Genomic DNA, 22,510 nt, shown 5'->3' with positions numbered 1-22,510 from the left:
AGTGTTCATGTTAAGCGGAATATATTATTATTAAAAAGATGGATTAGAAATGGAAATATGGAATCCATCTCAAATACCGTTTTAGAATATGGAGGAATATATGCAACACCGTAAAAGACTATCTATACCAGGAGTAATGAGACATTCCTTTCAAACTGTTAGATTTGCTTTTTGGAATGTGTTAACATTCCAACTTGCTTATAAATTGTTAGCAGCGATTGTGTTTATCCCACTTTTCGGTATTATTTTCAATAAGTTGTTGTACTTTGGTGGGTATGCAAACGCAACAAATGATGAGTTATTAGCATTTTTGAAAACACCATACGGGATTTTGGCGATTTTAATTTTATCTATATTGGCATTGTTTCTTATATTTACAGAGTTTGCAGTACTTATTATCATTTCGTACTTCGCTCATAAAAGGCAAAAGGTGAGACTACGTCCAATTTTGTATAAAACAGTAACGTATTTACCTTCCCTGTTTACATATTGCTTACCCGGATTTGTTTTGTATGCAGTTGTACTATTACCACTATTAAGTATGGGATATAAATCTGCATTGATTCCTGAAATTCAAATTCCTAATTTTATTACAGGTGAACTATTTAAGACAACAATGGGGCAAGTTGGATATTATACTTTCTTTGCTGTAGTTGCCTATTTAAATCTTCGTTGGATTTTTGTTTTACCTATTATCGTTTTAGAGAAGAAGCCGTTCCGTACGGCAGCACGAAAAAGTGCGAACTTAGTAAAAGAAAGCTTCTTTAAAGTATTGTTCTTTTTAGTAGGTTTTTTCATATCTGTAGGAATCGTCTTTCTTTTATGTGTAGGAATTTATTTACTTTGTCTGTGGGGAGTGTATGAATTTACGAACCCAGAAGGGACATTTGCACTACTAGCAGAGTCAACTATTTCAGTCTTCTTAACAAGTACATTGTACCTATTTAGCTTTATTATGACGCCGTTTTATATTATGGCGTTAACAAGATTGTATTTACAAAAGGTTGCGGTCGAAGATGTTTTATTAGAAGAAGGATTAGATTATTCGAAAACGAAAGCAGATAAATGTTTCTTCCAAAAACATCGTTGGAAATTTATTGGCGTATATATTGTAGGAATTATTACTGCTGGAATGGTTGTTGCCTTCATTGTTACCTTTATTACAAACACATATAAAGAACCAATTATTATGGCTCATCGTGGTTATATTTCAAAAGGTGTAGAGAATACGAAAGAAGCTGTGCAGGGAGCTATTGATGCGAAAGCAGACTATGCTGAAATTGATGTACTGCAAACGAAAGACGGTGAACTAGCAGTTATACATGATTTGAAGCTAAAACGTCTTGCTAATGCTAATGTTCATGTGTCAGATTTAACGATGGATGAGTTAAGGCAGCTTACTCTTAGTCAAGACGGATTGTCAGGACAAATCAGTACACTTGATGAGATCATTAAGCTGTCAAAGAACAAAATCAAACTTAATATTGAAGTGAAGCTTCATGGTGGCGAAAAAGATTTCGTAAACAAAGTATTAAAAGTGATTAAAGATAATGAATTTGAGAAACAATGTGTCATTCAAACGCTACACTATCCGCTTATTAAAGAGTTTAAACGTGCAAATCCAAATATAAAAGTAGGATATATACTGTATGCAAGTAGAGCCAACTTAAAGAATGTGAAGGCTGATTTTTATGTAGCAGAAGAATACATGTTAAATAAGAAATTAGTAAAAGAAGCAAGAAAGTTAAACAAGCCGATTTACGTATGGACGGTAAATGATATGGAAAGTTTAAAGGGATATTATAAATTAAACGTAGATGGTATCATTACCGATTATCCTGAAGATGCACGTGAAACAATTAAGATGTTAAAAGAGCAAGAAGCGGAAGAAAGTGATCTGTTTGATAAAATTAGTGAAACAACAGATGATTTATTTTCCAAGTTATTTATAAGTTATCCAGCTGCTGGCTAAATGCCTGCAGCTGTTTTTTTAGGAAAAGAATATATCTCTAAAGTATTGTGTACAGTAATAAGTGTATATGTATACGTCGATACTTAGGTTTCTTACATTGTTACATTATTGTCGAATAATAAATGATTACTTCTTATTTTTAGGGCGTATAATAAAAATAGAGTGATAGATAATGAAATGGCATGAAGATGCTAATAGAATCAATGTTCCATATATTTACACTATTCTAAATATATAAACTTTAAAAAAATAGTATGTTAGCGTTTTCATAACTTTTAAGTTATGCTAGAATAAGGACATAAGTTATTAATTATTACAAAAAGAAAAAAGAATCTCTTTTTTCTGTTAATTATAAGGGGGCATTTCATTATGCGTATTGGGGTACCAGCAGAAATTAAAAACAACGAAAACCGTGTGGCAATGACACCAGCAGGTGTTGTACATTTAATTCGTAACAATCACGAAGTATTCATTCAAAAGGGTGCAGGTTTAGGATCTGGTTTCACAGATGCTCAGTATGTTGAAGCGGGAGCAAAAATTGTTGATACAGCTGAAGAAGCTTGGAACATGGAAATGGTTATGAAAGTTAAGGAACCAGTTGAAAGCGAATACAAACACTTCAGCGAAGGTTTAATCTTATTCACATACTTACACTTAGCTCCAGAACCAGAATTAACAAAAGCATTAATCGAAAAGAAAGTTGTTTCTATTGCATATGAAACAGTACAATTAGAAAACCGTTCTCTACCATTACTTGCACCTATGAGTGAAGTAGCTGGTCGTATGGCTGCACAAATTGGTGCACAATTCCTTGAGAAAAACAAAGGCGGTAAAGGTATCTTACTTGCAGGTGTTCCAGGGGTTAAACGTGGTAAAGTAACAATCATCGGTGGTGGACAAGCTGGTACAAATGCTGCTAAAATTGCAGTTGGACTAGGTGCGGATGTAACAATCATCGACTTAAGTGCAGAACGTCTTCGTCAATTAGATGACATTTTCGGAAACCAAGTAAAAACTTTAATGTCTAATCCTTACAATATTGCAGAAGCTGTAAAAGAGTCTGATCTTGTAATCGGTGCAGTATTAATCCCAGGTGCAAAAGCGCCAAAACTTGTAACAGAAGAAATGATTAAATCAATGGAACCAGGTTCTGTTGTTGTAGATATCGCGATTGACCAAGGTGGTATTTTCGAAACAACTGACCGTATTACAACTCATGATAACCCAACTTACGAAAAACACGGCGTTGTTCATTATGCAGTTGCAAACATGCCAGGTGCGGTTCCACGTACATCAACTCTTGCATTAACAAACGTAACAGTACCATATGCAGTACAAATTGCTAACAAAGGCTACAAAGAAGCTTGCCTAGGAAACGCTGCATTACTAAAAGGTATTAACACATTAGACGGCTATGTAACATTCGAAGCAGTTGCAGAAGCTCACGGTGTAGAGTACAAAGGTGCTAAAGAATTATTAGAAGCAGAAACAGTATCTTGCTAATAGAAGCATTATACAAAACAAAATCGAACAATATATAAAACAACATGAGAAGAGCTAAGAGTGAAGATCTCTTAGCTCTTCTTGGCAAAAGGGGGCATACATCGTGGCCAACCTATTTAAAAAGAAATCCGTTACGCAATTGTTAGGGGAAAGTAAAAGTAAAACTTTAACGAAAACGCTAGGGGCATTCGACCTAACAATGCTAGGGATTGGTGCGATAATCGGTACAGGAGTTCTAGTATTAACAGGATTAGTAGCAGCAAGAGATGCTGGTCCAGCAGTTATTTTTTCATTCATGATAGCAGCAATTGTTTGTGGATTTGCAGCATTATGTTATGCAGAAGTTGCATCTACACTTCCTGTTTCAGGTAGTGTGTACACATATTCATATGCAACAATTGGTGAGTTTGTTGCCCATTTAATGGGATGGACATTGTTATCCGTATATGTCGTAACAACTGCCGCAGTAGCTGGCGGATGGACGGGTTATTTCAATAACTTAGTTAGTGGATTAGGACTTGAAATTCCTAAAGCCTTGTTAACGATTCCATCGCAAGGTGGTATGGTGAACTTACCCGCAATTATCGTTACGTTGGTGATAACTTGGTTATTATCACGAGGTACGAAAGAAAGTAAGCGTGTGAATAACATAATGGTATTAATTAAAATTGGTATTGTTGTTTTATTCATTGCAGTTGGTGTATTCTACGTGAAACCAGAAAACTGGATACCATTTGCACCGTACGGCATAAGTGGAGTTTTCGCCGGAGGAGCAGCAGTATTCTTTGCTTTCTTAGGATTTGATGCATTAGCAACTTCTGCTGAAGAAGTAAAAAATCCGCAACGTGATCTACCGATTGGTATTATTGCTTCGTTAGTTATTTGTACAATCATTTATGTTGTAGTTTGTCTCGTTATGACAGGTATGGTTTCTTATAAGGAATTAGATGTACCTGAAGCTATGGCATATGTGTTAGAAGTTGTAGGACAAGATAAAGTGGCTGGTGTAATTGCTATTGGAGCTGTAATCGGAATTATGGCTGTAATTTTCGCTTACATTTATGCAACAACTCGTGTATTCTTCGCAATGAGCCGTGACGGTTTATTGCCAAAATCTTTCGCGAAAATTAACAAGAAGACTGAAGCTCCAACATTTTCAGTTTGGTTAACAGGAATTGGTAGTGCTTTAATTGCTGGATTTATCGATTTAAAAGAATTGTCGAATTTAGCGAATATTGGAGCGTTATTAACATTCGCCATGGTTGGTGTAACTGTTATCATTCTTCGTAAAACGCATCCGAAATTACAACGTGGATTTATGGTACCACTTGTACCGATCTTACCGATTATTTCAGTTGCATGTTGTCTATTCTTAATGGCAAATTTACCGTTAAAAACATGGATATACTTCGGTGTTTGGTTAGCAATCGGAGTAGTTGTATACTTTGTTTATTCGAAAAAACATAGTCATTTAAAAGACGATGGAAGTTCGCAGGATAATTTAGAACAAGCTAATTAAAAGGGATATAAGTATAGTAAGCCTTGTGCGTCTAGGGAGCGCGCAAGGCTTTTTCTTTTGTGCAAAATGTACATCCTTTTTTGTATGAGGATGTAATGGATGTGGAAAATATGTGTAAGCCTTATTAAAATATGAACAAAATGTTCGGAAAAATGTATGAGATTTCATTGACACATATGAATGGACGCTCATATAATAAGAGTATAAGATATATGAATGATTGTTCATATGTTCAAATGAAGAGGTGAGCTATAATGGCTGGAAATAAAGTAGAAACACCACAAGAGACATGTTCTCAAACGATAATTCATGAAGAAGTTGTTGATCAAGTAAAACAAACAATTCCAACTGATGAAAGTTTAAGTAAAGTAGCAGAACTATTTAAAGTATTAGGTGATCGTACACGTACGAGAATATTACATGCGTTATTTGAAGCAGAAATGTGTGTGTGTGATTTAGCGTATTTATTAGGAATGACACAATCATCTATTTCACATCAGCTTCGTGTGTTAAAGCAAGCGAAACTTGTAAAGAATCGTAAAGAAGGAAAGGTCGTTTATTATTCGTTAGCTGACCAGCACGTAATTCATATCTTCGAGCAAGCGTTTGAACACGTAAACGAGGAAGAATAAAAAGAACGCGAGGAGGGAGAACGATGGCTGAAGCATTAGTGAAAAAGAAACTGGTGTTAGAAGGTTTAGATTGTGCGAACTGTGCAATGAAAATTGAAAAAGGCGTTGGGAATATAGAAGGAGTAAATTCTTGTTCTGTAAATTTCGCGACAAAAACAATGGTTTTAGAAACAGCACAAAATAAAGAAAGCGAAGTTGTTACAGAAGCAAAACAACTCGTTACAAAATTAGAACCGCACATTAAAGTACAAGAAGAAAACAACACAAAAGTAGCGAAAGAAGTATTTATATTAGAAGGTTTAGATTGCGCAAACTGTGCGATGAAGATTGAAAATAAAGTGAAAGAAATGCCCACTGTTTCAGCAGCAACTGTTGATTTCGTATCAAAGAAATTAAGAGTTGAAGTAGCGAATAAAAGAGAATTAGAAGCGACTATAGCAAATATAACAAATGTCGTTCAAAAGTTAGAACCAGATGTAAAAGTTGTTCGTGAAGAAAAAGGTGGTCATGACCACGGACATAGTCACGACCATGGTGAAGCAAATGTGAAAAAGATGGTAGGACGATTAGTGGTCGGCGGAATTTTGACAGCAATTGCTGCATTAGCGGGCTTACCACAAATGATAACAATTCCGTTATTCGTCCTTGCGTATTTATTAATAGGCGGAGATATCGTTTGGAGAGCGGTAAGAAACATAACTCGCGGCCAAGTGTTCGATGAGAACTTCTTAATGGCAATTGCAACACTAGGAGCTTTTGCGATTCAACAATATTCAGAAGCTGTTGCGGTAATGCTATTCTATCAAGTAGGGGAACTATTCCAAAGTATTGCGGTCAATCGCTCCCGAAAGTCAATTACTTCATTAATGGATATCCGTCCTGATTATGCGAATGTGAAGGTTGGAAATGAAACGAAACAAGTATCACCAGAAGATGTACAAATCGGCGATTATATTATCGTGAAGCCTGGTGAGAAAGTACCATTAGACGGAAAAGTAGTTGAAGGAACATCAATGGTAGATACTTCAGCATTGACTGGTGAATCTGTACCACGTGAAGTCGAAGTTGGAAATGATGTATTAAGTGGTTTTGTGAACCAAAATGGCGTATTAACAATTGAAGTTACAAAAGAATTTGGTGAATCAACTGTATCAAAAATTTTAGATTTAGTTCAAAATGCAAGCAGTAAAAAAGCGCCAACAGAAAACTTTATTACGAAGTTCGCGCGTTACTACACTCCGGTTGTAGTTATTACAGCAGCGATCATGGCGTTTATTCCACCACTTATTTTAGAAGGAGCTACATTCTCAGAATGGATTTATAGAGCTTTAGTGTTCTTAGTAATCTCTTGTCCATGTGCGTTAGTTGTATCTATTCCTCTTGGATTCTTTGGAGGAATTGGTGGTGCATCTAAAAGTGGTGTGTTAATAAAAGGAAGTAACTATTTAGAAGCTTTAAATGATGTGAAATATATTGTTTTTGATAAAACAGGAACATTAACAAAAGGTGTCTTCAAAGTTACAAAAATGGAACCAAGCGAAGGTATTACGAATGAAGAATTATTAGAGTATGCAACATTTGCTGAAGTGTATTCTAATCATCCAATTGCACAATCTATTCGAAAAGCATACGGAAAATCAATTGATGAAAAAATAATCGATGAGTATAGCGAAATTTCTGGTCACGGTACAGTCGTAAAAGTACAAGGAAAAGAAATTTTTGCAGGTAATGCTAAATTAATGAAAAAAGAAAACATTACATTTAAGCAACCAGAAACGGTAGGTACATTAGTTCACGTTGCTGTAGATGGGGAATATGCAGGTTATATCGTTATCTCTGATGAGGTAAAAGAAGATTCAAAACAAGCAATTCAAAAATTAAAAGAACTAGGTATTAAGAAGACAGTCATGTTAACGGGTGATGCAAAATCCGTTGGTGAAGCTGTTGGTAAAGAATTAGGTTTAGATGAAGTTCACGCAGAACTATTACCGCAACAAAAAGTCGAAGAGATTGAAAAAATTGATGCGGCGAAGAACGGAAAAGAAAAAGTTGCTTTCGTTGGTGATGGTATTAATGACACACCGGTATTAGCAAGAGCAGATGTTGGTATTGCGATGGGTGGTTTAGGATCAGATGCAGCGATTGAGGCGGCAGACATTGTTATTATGACTGATGAGCCTTCAAAAATTGCAACAGCCTTAAATATTGCAAAACGCACACGACGCATTGTATGGCAGAATATCATCTTTGCATTAGGGGTAAAAGGATTAGTTTTATTACTTGGTGCTTTTGGTATTGCAACAATGTGGGAAGCTGTCTTCTCAGATGTTGGTGTGACACTACTTGCAGTGTTAAATGCAATGCGTGTACTACGAGTGAAAGATTTATAAAAAAGAGGACGCAACCTGCGTCCTCTTTTTTAGGTTATTTTGTTGAAATTGACTCAATAAAATAATAACAAATATTATTTTGTAAATAAATAACGTAATATTAAAATTTATAAATAAAAATATTTGTCGTACTATTTTAATATATTTTCCACAAAGATACATATCGTATTGAAAAAACAGAGAAGGAAAAGCTTCTCTGTTTTATTTTTGTATATTTTTTTCAACTTGTTCTCGAACAGTTTGAATGTAATTCATTTTATGATCCCAACATTCTTGACTTAAATCGACAGGGTACTCTTCGGGATTTAAAGTTCGCATATATTCTTCCCAAAATAGTGCGAGACTCTGTTCATTATATTTTTGAATATCTAATATACCTGGTAGTTCATATGTTCTTTCGCCGTTAATGAAAATGTCTTTATGCAGTTCGCGTGCTTCAAAGTTTGTTACAAATTTACTTATATACGTGTGAACAGGATGAAACATTTTTAAACGTTCTTCTTTTCCTGGCTCTTCAGAATCTAATGCAATATAATCGCCTTCTGCATGATCGTTAACTCGATTGATAATGCGATAAATTCGTTTCAGTCCTGGAGTGGTAATTTTTTCAGGGTTAGATGAAATTTTAATTGTATCATTTAACTTTCCATCAGTATCTTCAATCGCAACTAGTTTATAGACAGCCCCTAACGCTGGTTGTTCAAAGGACGTAATTAATTTTGTTCCAACGCCCCATACATCAATTTTTGCGCCTTGAGATTTCAAATGCATGATTGTGTATTCATCTAAATCGCTAGAAGCAATAATTTTTGTATTTGTAAACCCAGCTTCATCTAGTAGCTTTCTTGCCTTTTTAGATAAATAAGCCATATCACCACTATCAAGGCGAATGCCGTAAAAATCGATACGATCTCCAAACTCCTTCGCGACGCGAATTGCATTTGGAACACCTGATTTTAAAGTGTCGTATGTATCAACGAGAAAGACACATTTTTTATGAGTTTCAGCGTATTTCTTAAACGCGACATATTCATCGCGATATGCTTGAACGAAAGAGTGAGCGTGTGTGCCTGCTACAGGTATTCCGAAGCGTTTCCCAGCTCGTACGTTACTCGTAGATGAGAAACCACCAATAAAGGCAGCGCGTGTGCCCCAAAGAGCTGCATCAAACTCGTGGGCACGTCTTGTACCAAATTCTAAAAGTTCATCATTATTTGCAGCGTGCTTCATACGAGCAGCTTTTGTTGCAATTAATGTTTGGTAATTCACAATGTTTAACAGGGCAGTTTCAATAATTTGTGCTTCACCGAGCGGTGCATCAACACGTAATAAAGGCTCGTTATTAAATACAACTTCACCTTCTTGCATACTTCGAACGGTCCCAGTGAATTTCATATTTTGTAAATACTGAAGGAATTCTTCTTCAAATTGTAATTCTGCTAAATAAGCGATATCGCTTTCGGTAAAGCTGAAGTTTTCTATGTACTCTACAATCTTTTCAAGGCCAGCAAAAACAGCATAACCGTTCTCGAATGGAAGCTTTCGAAAGTATAAATCAAACACCGAGCGGCGATTATGAATACCATCTTTCCAATATGTATAAGCCATATTAATTTGATATAAATCTGTATGTAAGGCATAGCTATCGTCTTTATAATAAGTCATCGCGAAAACACCTCCATAATTTGGTTATAGTATACCAACTTTTTACCGCTCGTAGCAAAGAATGGATATGAAAGTAGAGTCAAGAGGGAAAAAAATGAAATAATGCATATTTTTTAGAAAATTAACATTTATCAATTTATATTTCTCAAGATTTTATGTATTATTAGAGTAATGGGGGTAATGAGAATGGAGGAGGACAATGCAACAAACATTAGAAAAAATAGGCAAACAAGTCTTTTATAAACGGCTACAGCAAAAAATGACACAAGAAGAATTATGTCAGGGCATTTGTTCTGTCTCATACTTAAGTAAAATCGAAAATGGAAAGATCGAGGCATCAGAAGAAATTCTACAATTGCTCTGCACAAGGTTAGAAATTGCCGTGACGGATTTGAGAGATGTAGAAGAAGATGTGAAGGGGAAGCTAGATGAATGGTTGAATGCACTAGTTCATTTGGACAAGCCGCAAGTAGAACGCATATATGAAGAGTTGCAAGGTGAAATGAAGCATGTTTTGGATTTTGAAATTATAAATTATTATAAACTGCTGTATACGCGTTATTTAATTATGAAACGAGATTTTCTGGCTGTTGAAGAAGAATTAGAGAGATTAAAAAAGATGTACAAAAAGTATTCGCCATTTCAGAAATTATTATATACGTATAGTAAAGGTCTATATTATTTTTTACAGCATAAATATAAAACGGCCTTAGATTATTTAGTTCAAACTGAAGTGATGGCGAAAGAACAAGGCTATTATGAAACTGGAATCTATTATAATTTAGCTCTTGTTTATAATGAATTAGAAATAGAACATATGGCTTTACATTTTGCTCATTTAGCTATGGAAGGCTTTAAGAATGAATATAAATTTCGTCATGTGATTAATTGCCAGTTATTGATAGGGTTAAGTTATATACAGAAAAAACAATATAACGAAGCTTTAGGAATTTATAGAAATATTTTAAGAGAGGCTAATTCTTTTGCGGATAAAGATAACATAACAGCGATTGCTCTAAATAACATGGGGTATTTACATTACCATTTAAAGGATTATGCAAAAGCGAAAGAGTATTATTTACAATGTTTACAATACAAGAAGGAAGAAGATTTAGATTACATTGATGCTGTATATGAGATTGCATTGCAATGTATTGAATTGAAGGAATTTGAAGAAGTAAAAGAGTGGATTAATAAAGGGATAGAAGTTGCGAAAAGAGATGAGAAGTATAAAAGTATGTTATATACACTTTTAATACTTCAATATAAATATTTTGAAGAGAAGGGGGTGTATAAAAAGTTTTTAGAAACAGAAGCTTTAACATTTTTTAAGCAAGAGGAAAATAAAAAAGATTTAAAAAAGGTATATTTAGAATTAGCAAAATATCATGAAGAAGTATTAGAATTCCAAGAAAGTAATCGGTATTATAGACTAACTATTAATTTATTAGAAGAAAAGGGAGGAAGATGAATATGAAGAAAATGATTTTTGGTGCACTAGCATTAGTGGCTATATTAGTAGTGTTAGAACCTCAATATGCTTGGACTGGAGATATGTATGGTCAAGCTAAAGAACTAATAGAAGTAATAAATTCTTAATAAAAACCCCTTTCCAATCGGAAAGGGGTTTTTTCAATATTTGTTCCTCAAAATTCTACAAAACTTGAGAAAATAATTATTTGAATTTTTAGTATATTAATAGTGGAAACATAGTGCTACGATAAAACTACTCTTTTTCAAAAAATAATTTATTAGGGGGAAGATTCATGAAAAAGAAAAGTTTAGCGTTAGTGTTAGCGGCAGGAATGGCAGTTACAACGTTTGGAGGGACAGGCTCTGCATTTGCGGATTCTAAAAATGTGCTCTCTACGAAGAAGTACAATGAAACGGTGCAATCACCTGAGTTTATTTCTGGTGATCTAACTGGAGCGACTGGTAAGAAAGCAGAATCTGTTGTGTTTGATTACTTAAACGCAGCAAAAGGTGATTATAAGTTAGGGGAAAAGAGTGCGCAAGATTCTTTCAAAGTAAAACAAGTGAAAAAAGATGCTGTAACTGATTCAACAGTAGTACGTATGCAACAAGTATACGAAGGAGTACCTGTATGGGGTTCTACTCAAGTAGCTCATGTAAGTAAAGATGGTTCTTTAAAAGTATTGTCTGGAACAGTTGCACCTGATTTAGACAAAAAAGAAAAGTTGAAGAATAAAAATAAGATCGAGGGCGCAAAAGCAATTGAAATTGCGCAAAAAGATTTAGGTGTTACACCTAAGTATGAGGTAGAACCAAAAGCGGACTTATATGTATATCAAAATGGTGAAGAAACAACATATGCATACGTTGTAAATCTAAACTTCTTAGATCCAAGCCCAGGAAACTACTACTATTTCATTGAAGCAGAAAGCGGTAAAGTATTAAATAAGTTTAATACAATCGATCATGTGACGAATGATGATAAGTCACCAGTTAAACAAGAGGCTCCTAAGCAAGATGCAAAAGCAGTTGTAAAGCCTGTAACAGGAACAAATAAAGTAGGAACTGGTAAAGGGGTATTAGGAGATACGAAATCGCTTAATACAACGTTATCTGGATCATCTTACTACTTACAAGATAATACACGCGGGGCAACGATTTTCACATATGATGCGAAAAATCGTTCAACATTACCAGGAACATTATGGGCAGATGCAGATAATGTTTTCAATGCAGCGTATGATGCAGCAGCGGTAGATGCTCATTACTATGCAGGTAAAACATATGATTACTATAAAGCTACATTTAATAGAAATTCTATTAATGATGCAGGAGCGCCGTTAAAATCAACAGTTCATTACGGAAGTAATTATAATAATGCATTCTGGAACGGATCACAAATGGTATACGGAGATGGTGATGGTGTAACGTTTACTTCATTATCTGGTGGAATTGATGTAATTGGTCATGAATTAACGCATGCGGTTACGGAAAATAGCTCGAATTTAATTTATCAAAATGAATCAGGAGCATTAAATGAAGCAATTTCTGATATCTTTGGTACATTAGTAGAGTTCTATGATAACCGTAATCCAGATTGGGAGATTGGTGAAGATATTTACACGCCTGGTAAAGCAGGAGACGCACTTCGCTCTATGAGTGATCCGGCGAAATATGGTGATCCAGATCATTATTCTAAGCGTTACACTGGTTCAAGTGATAACGGTGGAGTTCATACGAACAGTGGTATCATTAACAAACAAGCTTATTTATTAGCAAATGGTGGTACACATTCTGGTGTAACTGTAACTGGTATTGGTAAAGATAAGTTAGGTGCAATTTATTACCGTGCAAATACACAATATTTCACGCAATCTACTACATTTAGCCAAGCTCGTGCTGGTGCAGTACAAGCTGCAGCTGATTTATATGGTGCGACTTCTGCGGAAGTAGCAGCAGTGAAGCAATCATTTAGTGCTGTTGGTGTAAACTAAGGGTTTAAGAGAGTATTATTAATAAAATACTTCAAAAATAAAGAAGGAGCCTATGCTCCTTCTTTATTTTTTTCTCCATTTTTTCCACAAATAAAACAATCCAACACAACCCGCTATTGTTACAATCCACTTCGCTTCATTCGTTCCATTCATGACATGATAGGCAGAATATACTTCGATTAACAAAGCCGGTATTTTACCTATTGTGCTGGCAATACTGAAAGAGAGTAATGACATTTTGCCTAGAGCGGCAAATAAAGTAACGATACTTGATGGGATGAAAGGTATGAATCGAAACGATAGAACGAGTAGAAAGGCCTCTCTACCTTCTACATAAAGTAGGCGTTCTACCTTTGGATACTTATTTGCTTTGTTGTGAGTGAATTTCTGAAGGCCTATACGATAAATATAAAACGAGATAATAGCCCCTAATGCCTCACCTGCGATCGAAATAATGGTCCCGTTTGTTACACCAAAGAGCTGTATGTTAATAGCGGTCAAAAAAATACTAGGGATAAAACCTAAAAGACTGATGATGATATTAATTAAGATACTAAGTGGAATTGCGATTGAATAATAGTCTGTTAAGAAGTTTTGAATTGTTTCAGCCATTGTTTAAAATCCTTTATCTTTTTTTGCATTACACCATATTTCTATTGTGTAGGCAAGTGCAAATTTACATAATGTAGGAAACTGTTGATAAAACACCGTTTATATACCTTATATAGGTATAGGGTATATAAAATGAGGGGTATATTTTTCTGGTTTGGAAAACACCGGATAAATCCTGTATTTACAGAGTTTATTCGGTGTTTTAAGTGGTGTTTTAAGTCGGGAAATAATCGAAAAAATATAGGGGTATATTTCGGATAGGGTCCAAAATAGTAGTTTGATGAAACTAGGGTGGTAATATGGCAAAATTGATGAGGAATTTTAAAAATGTATATGTTTTTTCGTTGTGAAATTGACTTTTAGTGAAGTTACGATAATAATCATGGAAGAGGTGATATGATGAAACGAATAAGTAGTCTTTTCTTGAGTAGTTTATTGGCATTAATGCTGATCTTAAGTGGATGTGCAGGAAAAGAACAAAAAACAGAGAAACAAACAGGGAATCAATCGACATCAGTAGAAAAAATTAGTGATAATATTTTAGATGAAATGGAAGGGCCACCTAAAAATGGTCATACGATTGAAAGACATGTAGGAAAATCAGAAGAGGATTTGAAGAATCGCTTGAAGACAGATAAAGTATCAGCGGCAAGTACATACTATGATAAGGAAACAGCGACGAAAGCTGTAAAAGATAGTTTGAAGCAGCATGATAAGGAAATTCAAGATTGGTTAAAAAATTCTAAAGAGGCTCGTCTCGTATTAAATACAACTCATTCATTCCCAGTTGGAAAAACGGTAATAAAGAAAAATATGAATGTAAAAGACAAGTTAGTAAAAACTGTTACTGTTTTGGCGAGAGATAAGTCAGGAGATTTAGGATATAAGATCATTACTTCTTATCCATCTGATAAATAAGAAGGGGGAGTAAATATGTATACGACATTACAATATTTTCTCAAATCGTATTGTACGTTAAGTATCCATGAGGATGAAATAGTAGGCGTGATGGAAGAGTTTATAGAGCAAGAAGATGAAGAAATTGTTTTGAAATTACGCAATGAATTATTATATATGAAGAAAAAAAACGCTTGGGAAGAGGCGTGTGTATTAGCTGCGAAGCAAGGAAATCGCATGTGGTCTTTAGAAGAAACGAAAGACCATCTTGAAGCTTTTTTACTACTATTGCAAACAAAAAAGGCGTGAATAGATCACGCCTTTTTTGTTTGCCAATTTGATGGTGTCTCATTGTGTTGGGGCACTTTTATATACGCTTTTTGAAATTTGTCCATTTGATACTACTTCACCGTTTTGTGTTACTTTTTTATACGTAACCGCTGTTATTTTATCACCAGTTCTACTAACTACTTGAGAAGAAACTTCAACATTTTTACCAGTATTTGTACCAAAAATGCGAGTAGTAATACTACCGCCATTTGAAAATGCTTGAATATAAATATGATTGCCTGTATTGTTTTTAAATTTTAAATCCGGACCATAATCTGCCACTGCTGCATCTTGCCCAAGTGGTAAATAATTTACGGGCATAGAATGATTGCTTCGAGAAACAATTCCTAAATCTGCTCTTAAAGCTGCGCTATATAAAGTGCTACTAACTTGGCAAACGCCTCCGCCTGCACTTTGTATAACTTTACCTTGTGAAAATACTGCTGCGGATTTATAACCATGGGCAGCATCCGTTACGCCAACACGGCCATTAAAACTAAACGTTTCATCAGGTGCGACAATAACTCCACTTAAAGTATTAGCTGACTTATTTACGTTATAGGACTGGTTTCCATTCCGACCAGCCATTGGAGTTGAATATTCAGCAATTACTTCTTTAATCCCCATTTTCTGTATATCTTCTGTAGAACGCTCAGGTTTTAAGAGTGTAACTGGTAATGTAACGTCCGATGAGCCAGAAGTAATGGCCTGCTGCGTTAAATCAGTTAATTTTCCTTTATCAATTTTTTCTCCATTTTGACTTTGGCTAATATTTACTGTAGAGCCTTCAACACTTAATTCTGCATTAATAGGATTTTTTAATGTTTCATTATATTTATCCTTCATAAAGCTTTCATAAGCAGTTGTATTTAATTGAGCTGTTAATTTATAGTCACGTTTTAATTCACCGTTTTCGGCCTGCTTCCGCATTTGATAACGATTCATTGCGTTTCCTTCTTGTTCTTTAAAGATTTTGTCAATAATATCTTTTTCCTTATAATTTATCCCTAAATCTTTCCATGTGTACGTTTGTTTATCATTTTGGAATATGTAGGTAAGAGATTTTTGATCTAATTCAGTTACCTTTTGATTAATAATTGCTTGAATATCTTTTTTATTTTTTCCATCGAGAGAAATACCTTCAAATGTAGTATTTGGTAATGCAGTAGTATCTAATTGATTATTTAGTTTGGATACATATTGATATCCACCAACACCGCCTACACAAAGTAATATGCCCCCAGTAATTGCAGAACCGATCAGTATTTTACTTAGCTTCATTTATTTCCCCCCAGAAATTTTTGTATAAATATATGTATTACATTTTTTGTATAAAAATGATGAAAATAACATTATGTACGTACTAGTATACTATTATTTCCACTATGTGTGTAATGTTTTTATAAAAAACGTTACACTGTTGTAATAATTGTATCTTTTTGTCACAATATGTACGAGAAATATGTTGAAAATTATAATAAAAAGGCTGTCTAGAAAGATCTAGCAGCCTTTTTATTATAATTTTTTATGTTCATTTTTATTCGTAACACCGAGATGTTCTTGTAGTGTTGTCGAAATATTATTGACGCTTTTTTCATTTGGAACGTAATAATAAATACCACCTATATATTTATCAGTACCTTCTACTTGCATTTTGTCCATTTTCAAATTGGAATCCATTGAATTTTTGGCAATTGTCATCATATCATCAAAAGTTAAATTTGTTTTTAAGTCTTTATCGACAGCGTCTAATAGGCCACCGATTTTATTAATGGAATTAAGAGATAGTGCTTTTGCAGCAATAGCTTCTAGAACAAGCTGTTGTCGTTGACCGCGCATATAATCACTGTCGATATGGCGAGTTCTAGCTAGCGCTAATGCCTCTTCTCCATTTAAATGTTGACGTCCTTTTTTCAGATGAATAGCATCTGCTTCGTCTTTACTATTTTGTTCTGAAAACTCAACCGGAACATCGACAGTAATACCACCAAGAGAATCGACAATTTTGATAAATGATTTAAAGTTGAATTTTACATAGTAATCAACTGGAACATCTAAAAATTTCTCCACTGTATCAATTGTGCTATCCACACCACCGAATACGTGCGCATGTGTAATTTTATCGTATTTATCACGTGATTTAATGTAGACACGTGAGTCACGTGGAATACTCACAAGTTTAACAGATTTATCGTTTTTATTAATTGTTGCAAGTAATAGCGCATCCGTACGAGTTGCTTTTCCATAACTCTTGTCCCTAATATCACTTTCATCAACACCCATAATAAGTACGGAAATGTTGTCAGTCATAGGTTTCACAGCTTTTTCACGTTTGCTGGATTTATCCCCGCGGCCCAGTTCAGAATAGGCATTACTTAATACAGACTTTGCTTTACTGTATATATGGAAGGAGTAACCTCCTGCTCCAAGTGCTATAATCAGTAATGGAATAAGAAGGAACCAGAGTAGGCGTTTTTTCTTTGAGTTTCCTTTTTTGGCTCGGGTGTCTTTGTTCATATCGGATTTCATCATTTTTCTCCTTTAAAACTATCAAAGTGTATACATCTAGAAGCGCATTCAAACACATAAAAAATATTGTACGCTAAATAAAAGCGATTGTACATGTATAAAAAATAGATGTCTTGATTATTTATAAGACACCTATTCGTTATTGTATACAAAAGATAGGGATAAGAAAATGATAAAATTTTACCTAATTACAACATAATGCTTACGATAATTGCAGATAAAATGCTAACGAGAGTAGCTCCATATAGTAATTTAAGGCCAAATCTGGCAACGACGTTTCCTTGTTCTTCGTTTAACCCTTTTACTGCACCTGAAATAATGCCGATAGAAGAAAAGTTGGCAAAAGAAACGAGGAAAACAGAAATGATCCCCACTGTACGGGGAGAAAGGCTATTAGAAAGTTTACTAAGGTCCATCATTGCCACAAATTCATTCGTTACAAGCTTCGTTGCCATAATGCTACCAGCTGTGACAATTTCAGAACTTGGTACACCGATAAGGAATGCAACAGGCGCAAATACGTAGCCGATTAATTGCTGGAAAGTAATGCCGAATATAATGAGGAATAGGTCATTAATGCAGCTAATTAATGCGACGAATCCGATGAGCATAGCGCCGACAACGATGGCTACGCGAAAGCCATCTAGAATGTATTCTCCAAGCATTTCAAAAAAGCTTTGCTTTTCGCCTTTAATTTCTAAAATATCTTCGTCATCTTTCACGTCGTAAGGATTGATGATGAGTATGATAATAAAACCACTAAATAAATTGAGAACGAGTGCGGTTACTACATATTTAGGCTCGATCATTGTCATATAGGCACCTACGATAGACATAGATACGGTTGACATGGCAGAAGCACAAAGTGTATAAAGACGGTGTTTTGGAATTTGAGCTAATTGCTTTTTAACTGTAATAAAAACTTCTGATTGGCCGACAATGGCAGAGGCGATAGCGTTGTAAGATTCTAATTTCCCAAGACCATTTATTTTGCTAAGGAAGTAACCGATCCAATGAATAAAAAATGGTAGTATTTTGAAATGTTGTAGTATACCAATTAAGACGGAAATGAAGACAATCGGTAATAATACAGTAAGGAAAAATGACATTTCACCTTTATTGGCAAGACCGCCAAATACAAAGTTTATACCATCAGCAGCATACTCGAGTAGCTTTGTAAACAGACTGGAAATGACCCGAATAAGTATGAGGCCGATTTCTGTATTTAATAATAAATAGGTTAAAATCAACTGTATAATAAGCATGATGAAAATTGGTTTAAATTTAATATGTTTCTTATTGTTGCTAGCAATATAAGCAAGGAAGAAAACAACGATAAGTCCCACGAAAAAAGTAATAAATTTCATAGTAAACCCCCTAAAAGAGATATTCTGCTATATATGATTTTCATTTCAAGGGAGAATATGCATCTTTGGTAAAGAAAGGAATAGAGAGAGCATGAATATATGTAGAGTGCACCACGTTGCAATTATTTGTTCGAATTATGAACTGTCAAAGGATTTTTATACTCGGATATTAGGTTTTAAAGCGATAAATGAAGTATATAGAAAAGAACGAGATTCTTATAAGTTAGATTTATGTGTAGGGGAAGAGTATCAAATTGAATTATTTTCATTTCCTAGTCCACCTGAGCGCCCGAGTTTTCCAGAAGCAGCTGGACTTAGACATTTAGCATTTGCTGTTACAAATATAGAAGAAGCTGTAAACCATTTAAAACAATACGGTGTGGAGACTGAAGCGATACGTATGGATGAAATTACGGATAAAAAATTTGTCTTTTTCCAAGATCCTGATGGCTTGCCTTTAGAATTGTATGAGGCTTGAAATTGGTGAATTTTATACAGGGTTGCTTTCAAATAAATGAAGAAACTAAAGTGAAACTTCTTTTTTAAAGGAGGTGTAACTTTAGCTAAGAAAGCTAAAGGACATATGTGGATATTTTAAAATTACTGATGGTAGTTATCCTTATTGCGTTAACAGCATTTTTTGTAGCTGTTGAGTTTGCAATTATTAAGGTACGTAGCAGTCGTATTGATCAACTCGTTAGTGAGAAACGACGAGGAGCATTGGCAGCTAAAAAAGTAACTTCGAATTTAGATGAGTATTTATCAGCATGTCAGTTAGGTATTACAATTACTGCTTTAGGGCTTGGGTGGTTAGGAGAGCCCACTATAAAACATATAATCGAGCCGTTGTTTTTAAAACTACACCTATCTCCTGCAATTGCAAGTACAGTTTCATTTATTATTGCCTTTGCAGTTATTACGTTTTTACATGTTGTCATTGGTGAACTTGCTCCGAAGACGCTCGCTATACAAAGGGCAGAACAAGTTAGTTTATTATTATCGAAGCCAATTATTTACTTTTACCGAGTAATGTATCCGTTTATTTGGGCTTTAAATGGTTCTGCAAGGCTTGTGACAGGGTTATTCGGATTACATCCGGCTTCTGAACATGAAGTTGCTCATTCGGAGGAAGAATTACGATTAATCTTATCCGAGAGTTATGAGAGCGGAGAGATTAATCAAAGGGAATTTAAATATGTAAATAATATTTTTGAATTCGATAATAGAGTCGCAAAGGAAATTATGGTACCTCGTACGGAAGTTGTAGGTTTATATGAGGACGAACCATTTGAAACACATATTAAAATAATCGCACAAGAAAAGTACACGAGATATCCCGTATTTGGTGAAGATAAAGATGAAATTATTGGGATGGTTAATGTAAAGGATTTATTTATTCGTTATATGGATGGTAATCGAGACGAGGGGTGCTCGATTAAGCCATATACAAGACCAGTTATTGAAGTGTTAGAAAATATTCCTATTCATGATTTGCTATTACAAATGCAAAGAAAACGAATTCCATTAGCTGTATTATATGATGAATATGGTGGTACAGCGGGGATCGTTACACTAGAAGATATTTTAGAAGAAATTGTTGGAGAAATCCGAGATGAATACGATGAAGATGAACACCCGCCTATAGAGCATATAAGTGAAGGCTATAAAATCGTAGAGGGAAAAGTGCTTATTAGTGAAGTAAATGATTTATTTGGCCTACACTTAATCGCTGCTGATGTAGATACAATTGGTGGCTGGATTATGGTACAAAAGCAAATCGTTGCTGAAGGAGATATTATTGAAAAACACGGCTTTTCTTTTAAAGTTCTTGAAAAGGATATGCATCAAATTAAACGAGTGGAAATAAAGAAGGTAGAAGAATGATTTTCTATAAATTTTTATCAAGCTATTTGTGGGCAGTAAGACCCCTACTTCAAAATTCAGCGAAAGCGAAGAAGTTAGGTGGGGGATCAACAAAACCCCCACTGATTAAAGTTTCACTTTATAAAAGGTATATATAGAAAAATAAATGTTTGCGCTTTCAAAAAAGGTACTATATAGTGAAGGTGGATACTGAAAAATTCTTCTGAATGATACTCGTTTTTTTAGAGGCGAATTTTTTAGATAAGGATTTAGAATGAAAAGTATAGGTGATGAAAATGATAGCAACGAAGGATATACGTATAGAGAAAGATTTTTTAGGTGAAAAGGAAGTACCGAGTGTAGCTTATTATGGGGTACAAACATTACGTGCTGTAGAAAACTTCCCGATTACAGGATATCGCATTCATCCGTCACTCATTACGGCAATGGCAATTGTGAAAAAAGCGGCGGCACTTGCAAATATGGATACTGGTTACTTAGCTAAAGACATTGGATATGAAATTGCAGAGGCAGCGCAAGAAATTGTTGATGGGAAATTCCATGATCAATTTATCGTGGATCCAATCCAAGGCGGTGCTGGAACTTCTATTAATATGAATACAAATGAAGTAATCGCTAATCGAGCTTTAGAACGTATGGGATGTGAAAAAGGCGAGTATGTGAAAATTAGCCCAAACACGCATGTGAACATGGCTCAATCAACGAATGATGCGTTTCCAACGGGAATTCATATTGCAACTCTTATGATGTTAGAAGAACTTCTTATTACAATGGAAGAACTTCATGCTGCTTTCCGTGAAAAAGCAAAAGAGTTCGACCACGTCATTAAAATGGGACGTACACATTTACAAGATGCTGTTCCGATTCGTCTTGGACAAGAATTTGAAGCGTATAGCCGAGTGCTTGAACGTGATATAAAAAGAATTAAACAGTCTCGCCAACATTTATATGAAGTGAACATGGGGGCGACAGCTGTTGGTACGGGATTAAATGCAAACCCTACGTACATTGAACAAGTGGTTAAACACTTGCGAACATTTAGCGGATTCCCACTTGTTGGTGCAGAGCATTTAGTTGATGCAACGCAAAACACAGATGCATACACAGAAGTATCTGCGGCATTAAAAGTATGTATGATGAATATGTCTAAAATTGCAAATGATCTTCGTATTATGGCATCTGGTCCACGTGTTGGATTGGCGGAAATTCAATTACCAGCTCGCCAACCAGGTTCATCTATTATGCCAGGTAAAGTAAATCCTGTTATGGCAGAAGTAATTAATCAAGTTGCTTTCCAAGTAATTGGTAATGATCATACAATTTGCTTAGCATCAGAAGCAGGACAATTAGAGTTAAACGTAATGGAGCCTGTACTCGTATTTAATTTAATTCAATCTATTAGTATTATGAATAACGGATTCCGTGTATTCCGTGAATATTGTATTAAAGGAATTACAGCAAATGAAGAATTGCTGAAGCAATATGTAGAGAAAAGTGTTGGAATTATTACAGCGGTGAACCCTCATATTGGTTACGAAGTAGCATCTCGTATTGCACGTGAAGCAATTGAAACAGGAAAATCTGTTAGGGAGCTATGTTTAGAACATGGTGTACTGACAGAAGAAGAATTGGATATTATTTTAGATCCATTCGAAATGACGCATCCTGAAATTGCTGGAGCTTCTTTATTAAAGAATAAGAAGATGTAATATGAATAAAACACCGATCCATTTGGATCGGTGT

The 22,510-nt window shown here is 34.8% G+C and carries 18 protein-coding genes; 13 read left to right on the top strand and 5 right to left on the bottom strand.

The annotated features are described in order from the left end of the window. The first annotated feature begins 100 nt into the window (after window positions 1-100). The 5 genes from DT250_RS26255 (at window position 101) to DT250_RS26235 (ending at window position 8,016) form a co-directional block, all read left to right on the top strand. Window positions 101-1,972 carry a glycerophosphoryl diester phosphodiesterase membrane domain-containing protein gene (locus DT250_RS26255; protein ID WP_088061797.1) on the top strand — a complete coding sequence of 624 codons (1,872 nt, stop codon included), beginning with the start codon at window positions 101-103 and terminating at the stop codon, window positions 1,970-1,972. 369 nt (window positions 1,973-2,341) lie between these two features. After that, window positions 2,342-3,475 (top strand): alanine dehydrogenase, encoded by a 1,134-nt coding sequence (gene ald / locus DT250_RS26250; protein WP_048541645.1) that lies wholly within the window; start codon window positions 2,342-2,344, stop codon window positions 3,473-3,475. Window positions 3,476-3,578: 103 nt separating this feature from the next. Then, complete coding sequence (locus DT250_RS26245) at window positions 3,579-4,994, top strand: amino acid permease (RefSeq protein WP_098133106.1); 1,416 nt, start codon at window positions 3,579-3,581, stop codon at window positions 4,992-4,994. 254 nt (window positions 4,995-5,248) lie between these two features. Then, a complete protein-coding gene (locus DT250_RS26240; RefSeq protein ID WP_000918377.1) occupies window positions 5,249-5,626 on the top strand; it encodes an ArsR/SmtB family transcription factor in 378 nt (125 codons plus the stop codon). A 23-nt stretch (window positions 5,627-5,649) separates the two neighbouring features. After that, a complete protein-coding gene (locus DT250_RS26235; RefSeq protein WP_048541649.1) occupies window positions 5,650-8,016 on the top strand; it encodes a heavy metal translocating P-type ATPase in 2,367 nt (788 codons plus the stop codon). Between the two features lie 201 nt (window positions 8,017-8,217). Here DT250_RS26235 and DT250_RS26230 read toward each other — a convergent pair whose 3' ends face one another. Next, entirely contained in the window at window positions 8,218-9,681 is a 1,464-nt protein-coding gene (locus DT250_RS26230; RefSeq protein WP_149213937.1) for a nicotinate phosphoribosyltransferase, read from the bottom strand. Window positions 9,682-9,880: 199 nt separating this feature from the next. On the opposite strand from DT250_RS26230, the gene DT250_RS26225 reads away from it, so the two are divergent. From DT250_RS26225 to DT250_RS26215, 3 genes are all read left to right on the top strand, one after another. Further along, on the top strand, window positions 9,881-11,152 hold the full coding sequence (locus tag DT250_RS26225) for a helix-turn-helix domain-containing protein (protein ID WP_088061805.1): 1,272 nt from the start codon (window positions 9,881-9,883) through the stop codon (window positions 11,150-11,152). A gap of 2 nt (window positions 11,153-11,154) precedes the next feature. Then, a complete protein-coding gene (locus DT250_RS26220; protein WP_131933998.1) occupies window positions 11,155-11,280 on the top strand; it encodes an NprX family peptide pheromone in 126 nt (41 codons plus the stop codon). Window positions 11,281-11,447: 167 nt separating this feature from the next. Then, window positions 11,448-13,148 (top strand): M4 family metallopeptidase, encoded by a 1,701-nt coding sequence (locus DT250_RS26215; RefSeq protein ID WP_088061807.1) that lies wholly within the window; start codon window positions 11,448-11,450, stop codon window positions 13,146-13,148. Window positions 13,149-13,211: 63 nt separating this feature from the next. Here DT250_RS26215 and DT250_RS26210 read toward each other — a convergent pair whose 3' ends face one another. Beyond that, entirely contained in the window at window positions 13,212-13,760 is a 549-nt protein-coding gene (locus DT250_RS26210; RefSeq protein WP_088061808.1) for a TVP38/TMEM64 family protein, read from the bottom strand. A 399-nt stretch (window positions 13,761-14,159) separates the two neighbouring features. On the opposite strand from DT250_RS26210, the gene DT250_RS26205 reads away from it, so the two are divergent. Further along, window positions 14,160-14,678 carry an RNase A-like domain-containing lipoprotein gene (locus DT250_RS26205; RefSeq protein ID WP_000822712.1) on the top strand — a complete coding sequence of 173 codons (519 nt, stop codon included), beginning with the start codon at window positions 14,160-14,162 and terminating at the stop codon, window positions 14,676-14,678. Between the two features lie 15 nt (window positions 14,679-14,693). Beyond that, entirely contained in the window at window positions 14,694-14,966 is a 273-nt protein-coding gene (locus tag DT250_RS26200; protein WP_149213936.1) for a hypothetical protein, read from the top strand. Window positions 14,967-15,005: 39 nt separating this feature from the next. Here DT250_RS26200 and DT250_RS26195 read toward each other — a convergent pair whose 3' ends face one another. From DT250_RS26195 to DT250_RS26185, 3 genes are all read right to left on the bottom strand, one after another. Next, window positions 15,006-16,268 (bottom strand): VanW family protein, encoded by a 1,263-nt coding sequence (locus DT250_RS26195; protein ID WP_088121263.1) that lies wholly within the window; start codon window positions 16,266-16,268, stop codon window positions 15,006-15,008. Window positions 16,269-16,502: 234 nt separating this feature from the next. Further along, window positions 16,503-17,519 carry an LCP family protein gene (locus DT250_RS26190; protein WP_304488583.1) on the bottom strand — a complete coding sequence of 339 codons (1,017 nt, stop codon included), beginning with the start codon at window positions 17,517-17,519 and terminating at the stop codon, window positions 16,503-16,505. Window positions 17,520-17,704: 185 nt separating this feature from the next. Then, window positions 17,705-18,883, bottom strand: a complete 1,179-nt coding sequence (locus DT250_RS26185) for a NupC/NupG family nucleoside CNT transporter (RefSeq protein WP_088121265.1) — start codon at window positions 18,881-18,883, stop codon at window positions 17,705-17,707. Window positions 18,884-18,974: 91 nt separating this feature from the next. Here DT250_RS26185 and gloA2 point away from each other — a divergent pair, with 91 nt between their 5' ends. The 3 genes from gloA2 (at window position 18,975) to aspA (ending at window position 22,476) form a co-directional block, all read left to right on the top strand. Then, on the top strand, window positions 18,975-19,361 hold the full coding sequence (gene gloA2 / locus DT250_RS26180; protein WP_149213934.1) for an SMU1112c/YaeR family gloxylase I-like metalloprotein: 387 nt from the start codon (window positions 18,975-18,977) through the stop codon (window positions 19,359-19,361). A gap of 107 nt (window positions 19,362-19,468) precedes the next feature. Beyond that, on the top strand, window positions 19,469-20,767 hold the full coding sequence (locus DT250_RS26175; protein WP_149213933.1) for a hemolysin family protein: 1,299 nt from the start codon (window positions 19,469-19,471) through the stop codon (window positions 20,765-20,767). Window positions 20,768-21,042: 275 nt separating this feature from the next. Continuing rightward, complete coding sequence (gene aspA, locus DT250_RS26170) at window positions 21,043-22,476, top strand: aspartate ammonia-lyase (protein ID WP_149213932.1); 1,434 nt, start codon at window positions 21,043-21,045, stop codon at window positions 22,474-22,476. The last annotated feature ends 34 nt before the right edge of the window (window positions 22,477-22,510 follow it).

Origin of the sequence: Bacillus sp. AR2-1, assembly GCF_008368755.1 — a bacterium.
Taxonomy (GTDB): Bacteria; Bacillota; Bacilli; order Bacillales; family Bacillaceae_G; genus Bacillus_A; species Bacillus_A wiedmannii.
The sequence above is the reverse complement of the archived record's forward strand: the minus strand, read 5'-3'. Positions and strand labels throughout refer to the sequence as shown.

Excerpts from the sequence above, each read along its gene's own strand:
- DT250_RS26255 (WP_088061797.1), top strand. The coding sequence starts at position 101 with ATGCAACACCGTAAAAGACTATCTATACCAGGAGTAATGAGACATTCC.
- ald (WP_048541645.1), top strand. The coding sequence starts at position 2,342 with ATGCGTATTGGGGTACCAGCAGAAATTAAAAACAACGAAAACCGTGTG.
- DT250_RS26240 (WP_000918377.1), top strand. The coding sequence starts at position 5,249 with ATGGCTGGAAATAAAGTAGAAACACCACAAGAGACATGTTCTCAAACG.
- DT250_RS26235 (WP_048541649.1), top strand. The coding sequence starts at position 5,650 with ATGGCTGAAGCATTAGTGAAAAAGAAACTGGTGTTAGAAGGTTTAGAT.
- DT250_RS26230 (WP_149213937.1), bottom strand. The coding sequence starts at position 9,681 with ATGACTTATTATAAAGACGATAGCTATGCCTTACATACAGATTTATAT.
- DT250_RS26225 (WP_088061805.1), top strand. The coding sequence starts at position 9,881 with ATGCAACAAACATTAGAAAAAATAGGCAAACAAGTCTTTTATAAACGG.
- DT250_RS26220 (WP_131933998.1), top strand. The coding sequence starts at position 11,155 with ATGAAGAAAATGATTTTTGGTGCACTAGCATTAGTGGCTATATTAGTA.
- DT250_RS26215 (WP_088061807.1), top strand. The coding sequence starts at position 11,448 with ATGAAAAAGAAAAGTTTAGCGTTAGTGTTAGCGGCAGGAATGGCAGTT.
- DT250_RS26210 (WP_088061808.1), bottom strand. The coding sequence starts at position 13,760 with ATGGCTGAAACAATTCAAAACTTCTTAACAGACTATTATTCAATCGCA.
- DT250_RS26205 (WP_000822712.1), top strand. The coding sequence starts at position 14,160 with ATGAAACGAATAAGTAGTCTTTTCTTGAGTAGTTTATTGGCATTAATG.
- DT250_RS26200 (WP_149213936.1), top strand. The coding sequence starts at position 14,694 with ATGTATACGACATTACAATATTTTCTCAAATCGTATTGTACGTTAAGT.
- DT250_RS26195 (WP_088121263.1), bottom strand. The coding sequence starts at position 16,268 with ATGAAGCTAAGTAAAATACTGATCGGTTCTGCAATTACTGGGGGCATA.
- DT250_RS26190 (WP_304488583.1), bottom strand. The coding sequence starts at position 17,519 with ATGATGAAATCCGATATGAACAAAGACACCCGAGCCAAAAAAGGAAAC.
- DT250_RS26185 (WP_088121265.1), bottom strand. The coding sequence starts at position 18,883 with ATGAAATTTATTACTTTTTTCGTGGGACTTATCGTTGTTTTCTTCCTT.
- gloA2 (WP_149213934.1), top strand. The coding sequence starts at position 18,975 with ATGAATATATGTAGAGTGCACCACGTTGCAATTATTTGTTCGAATTAT.
- aspA (WP_149213932.1), top strand. The coding sequence starts at position 21,043 with ATGATAGCAACGAAGGATATACGTATAGAGAAAGATTTTTTAGGTGAA.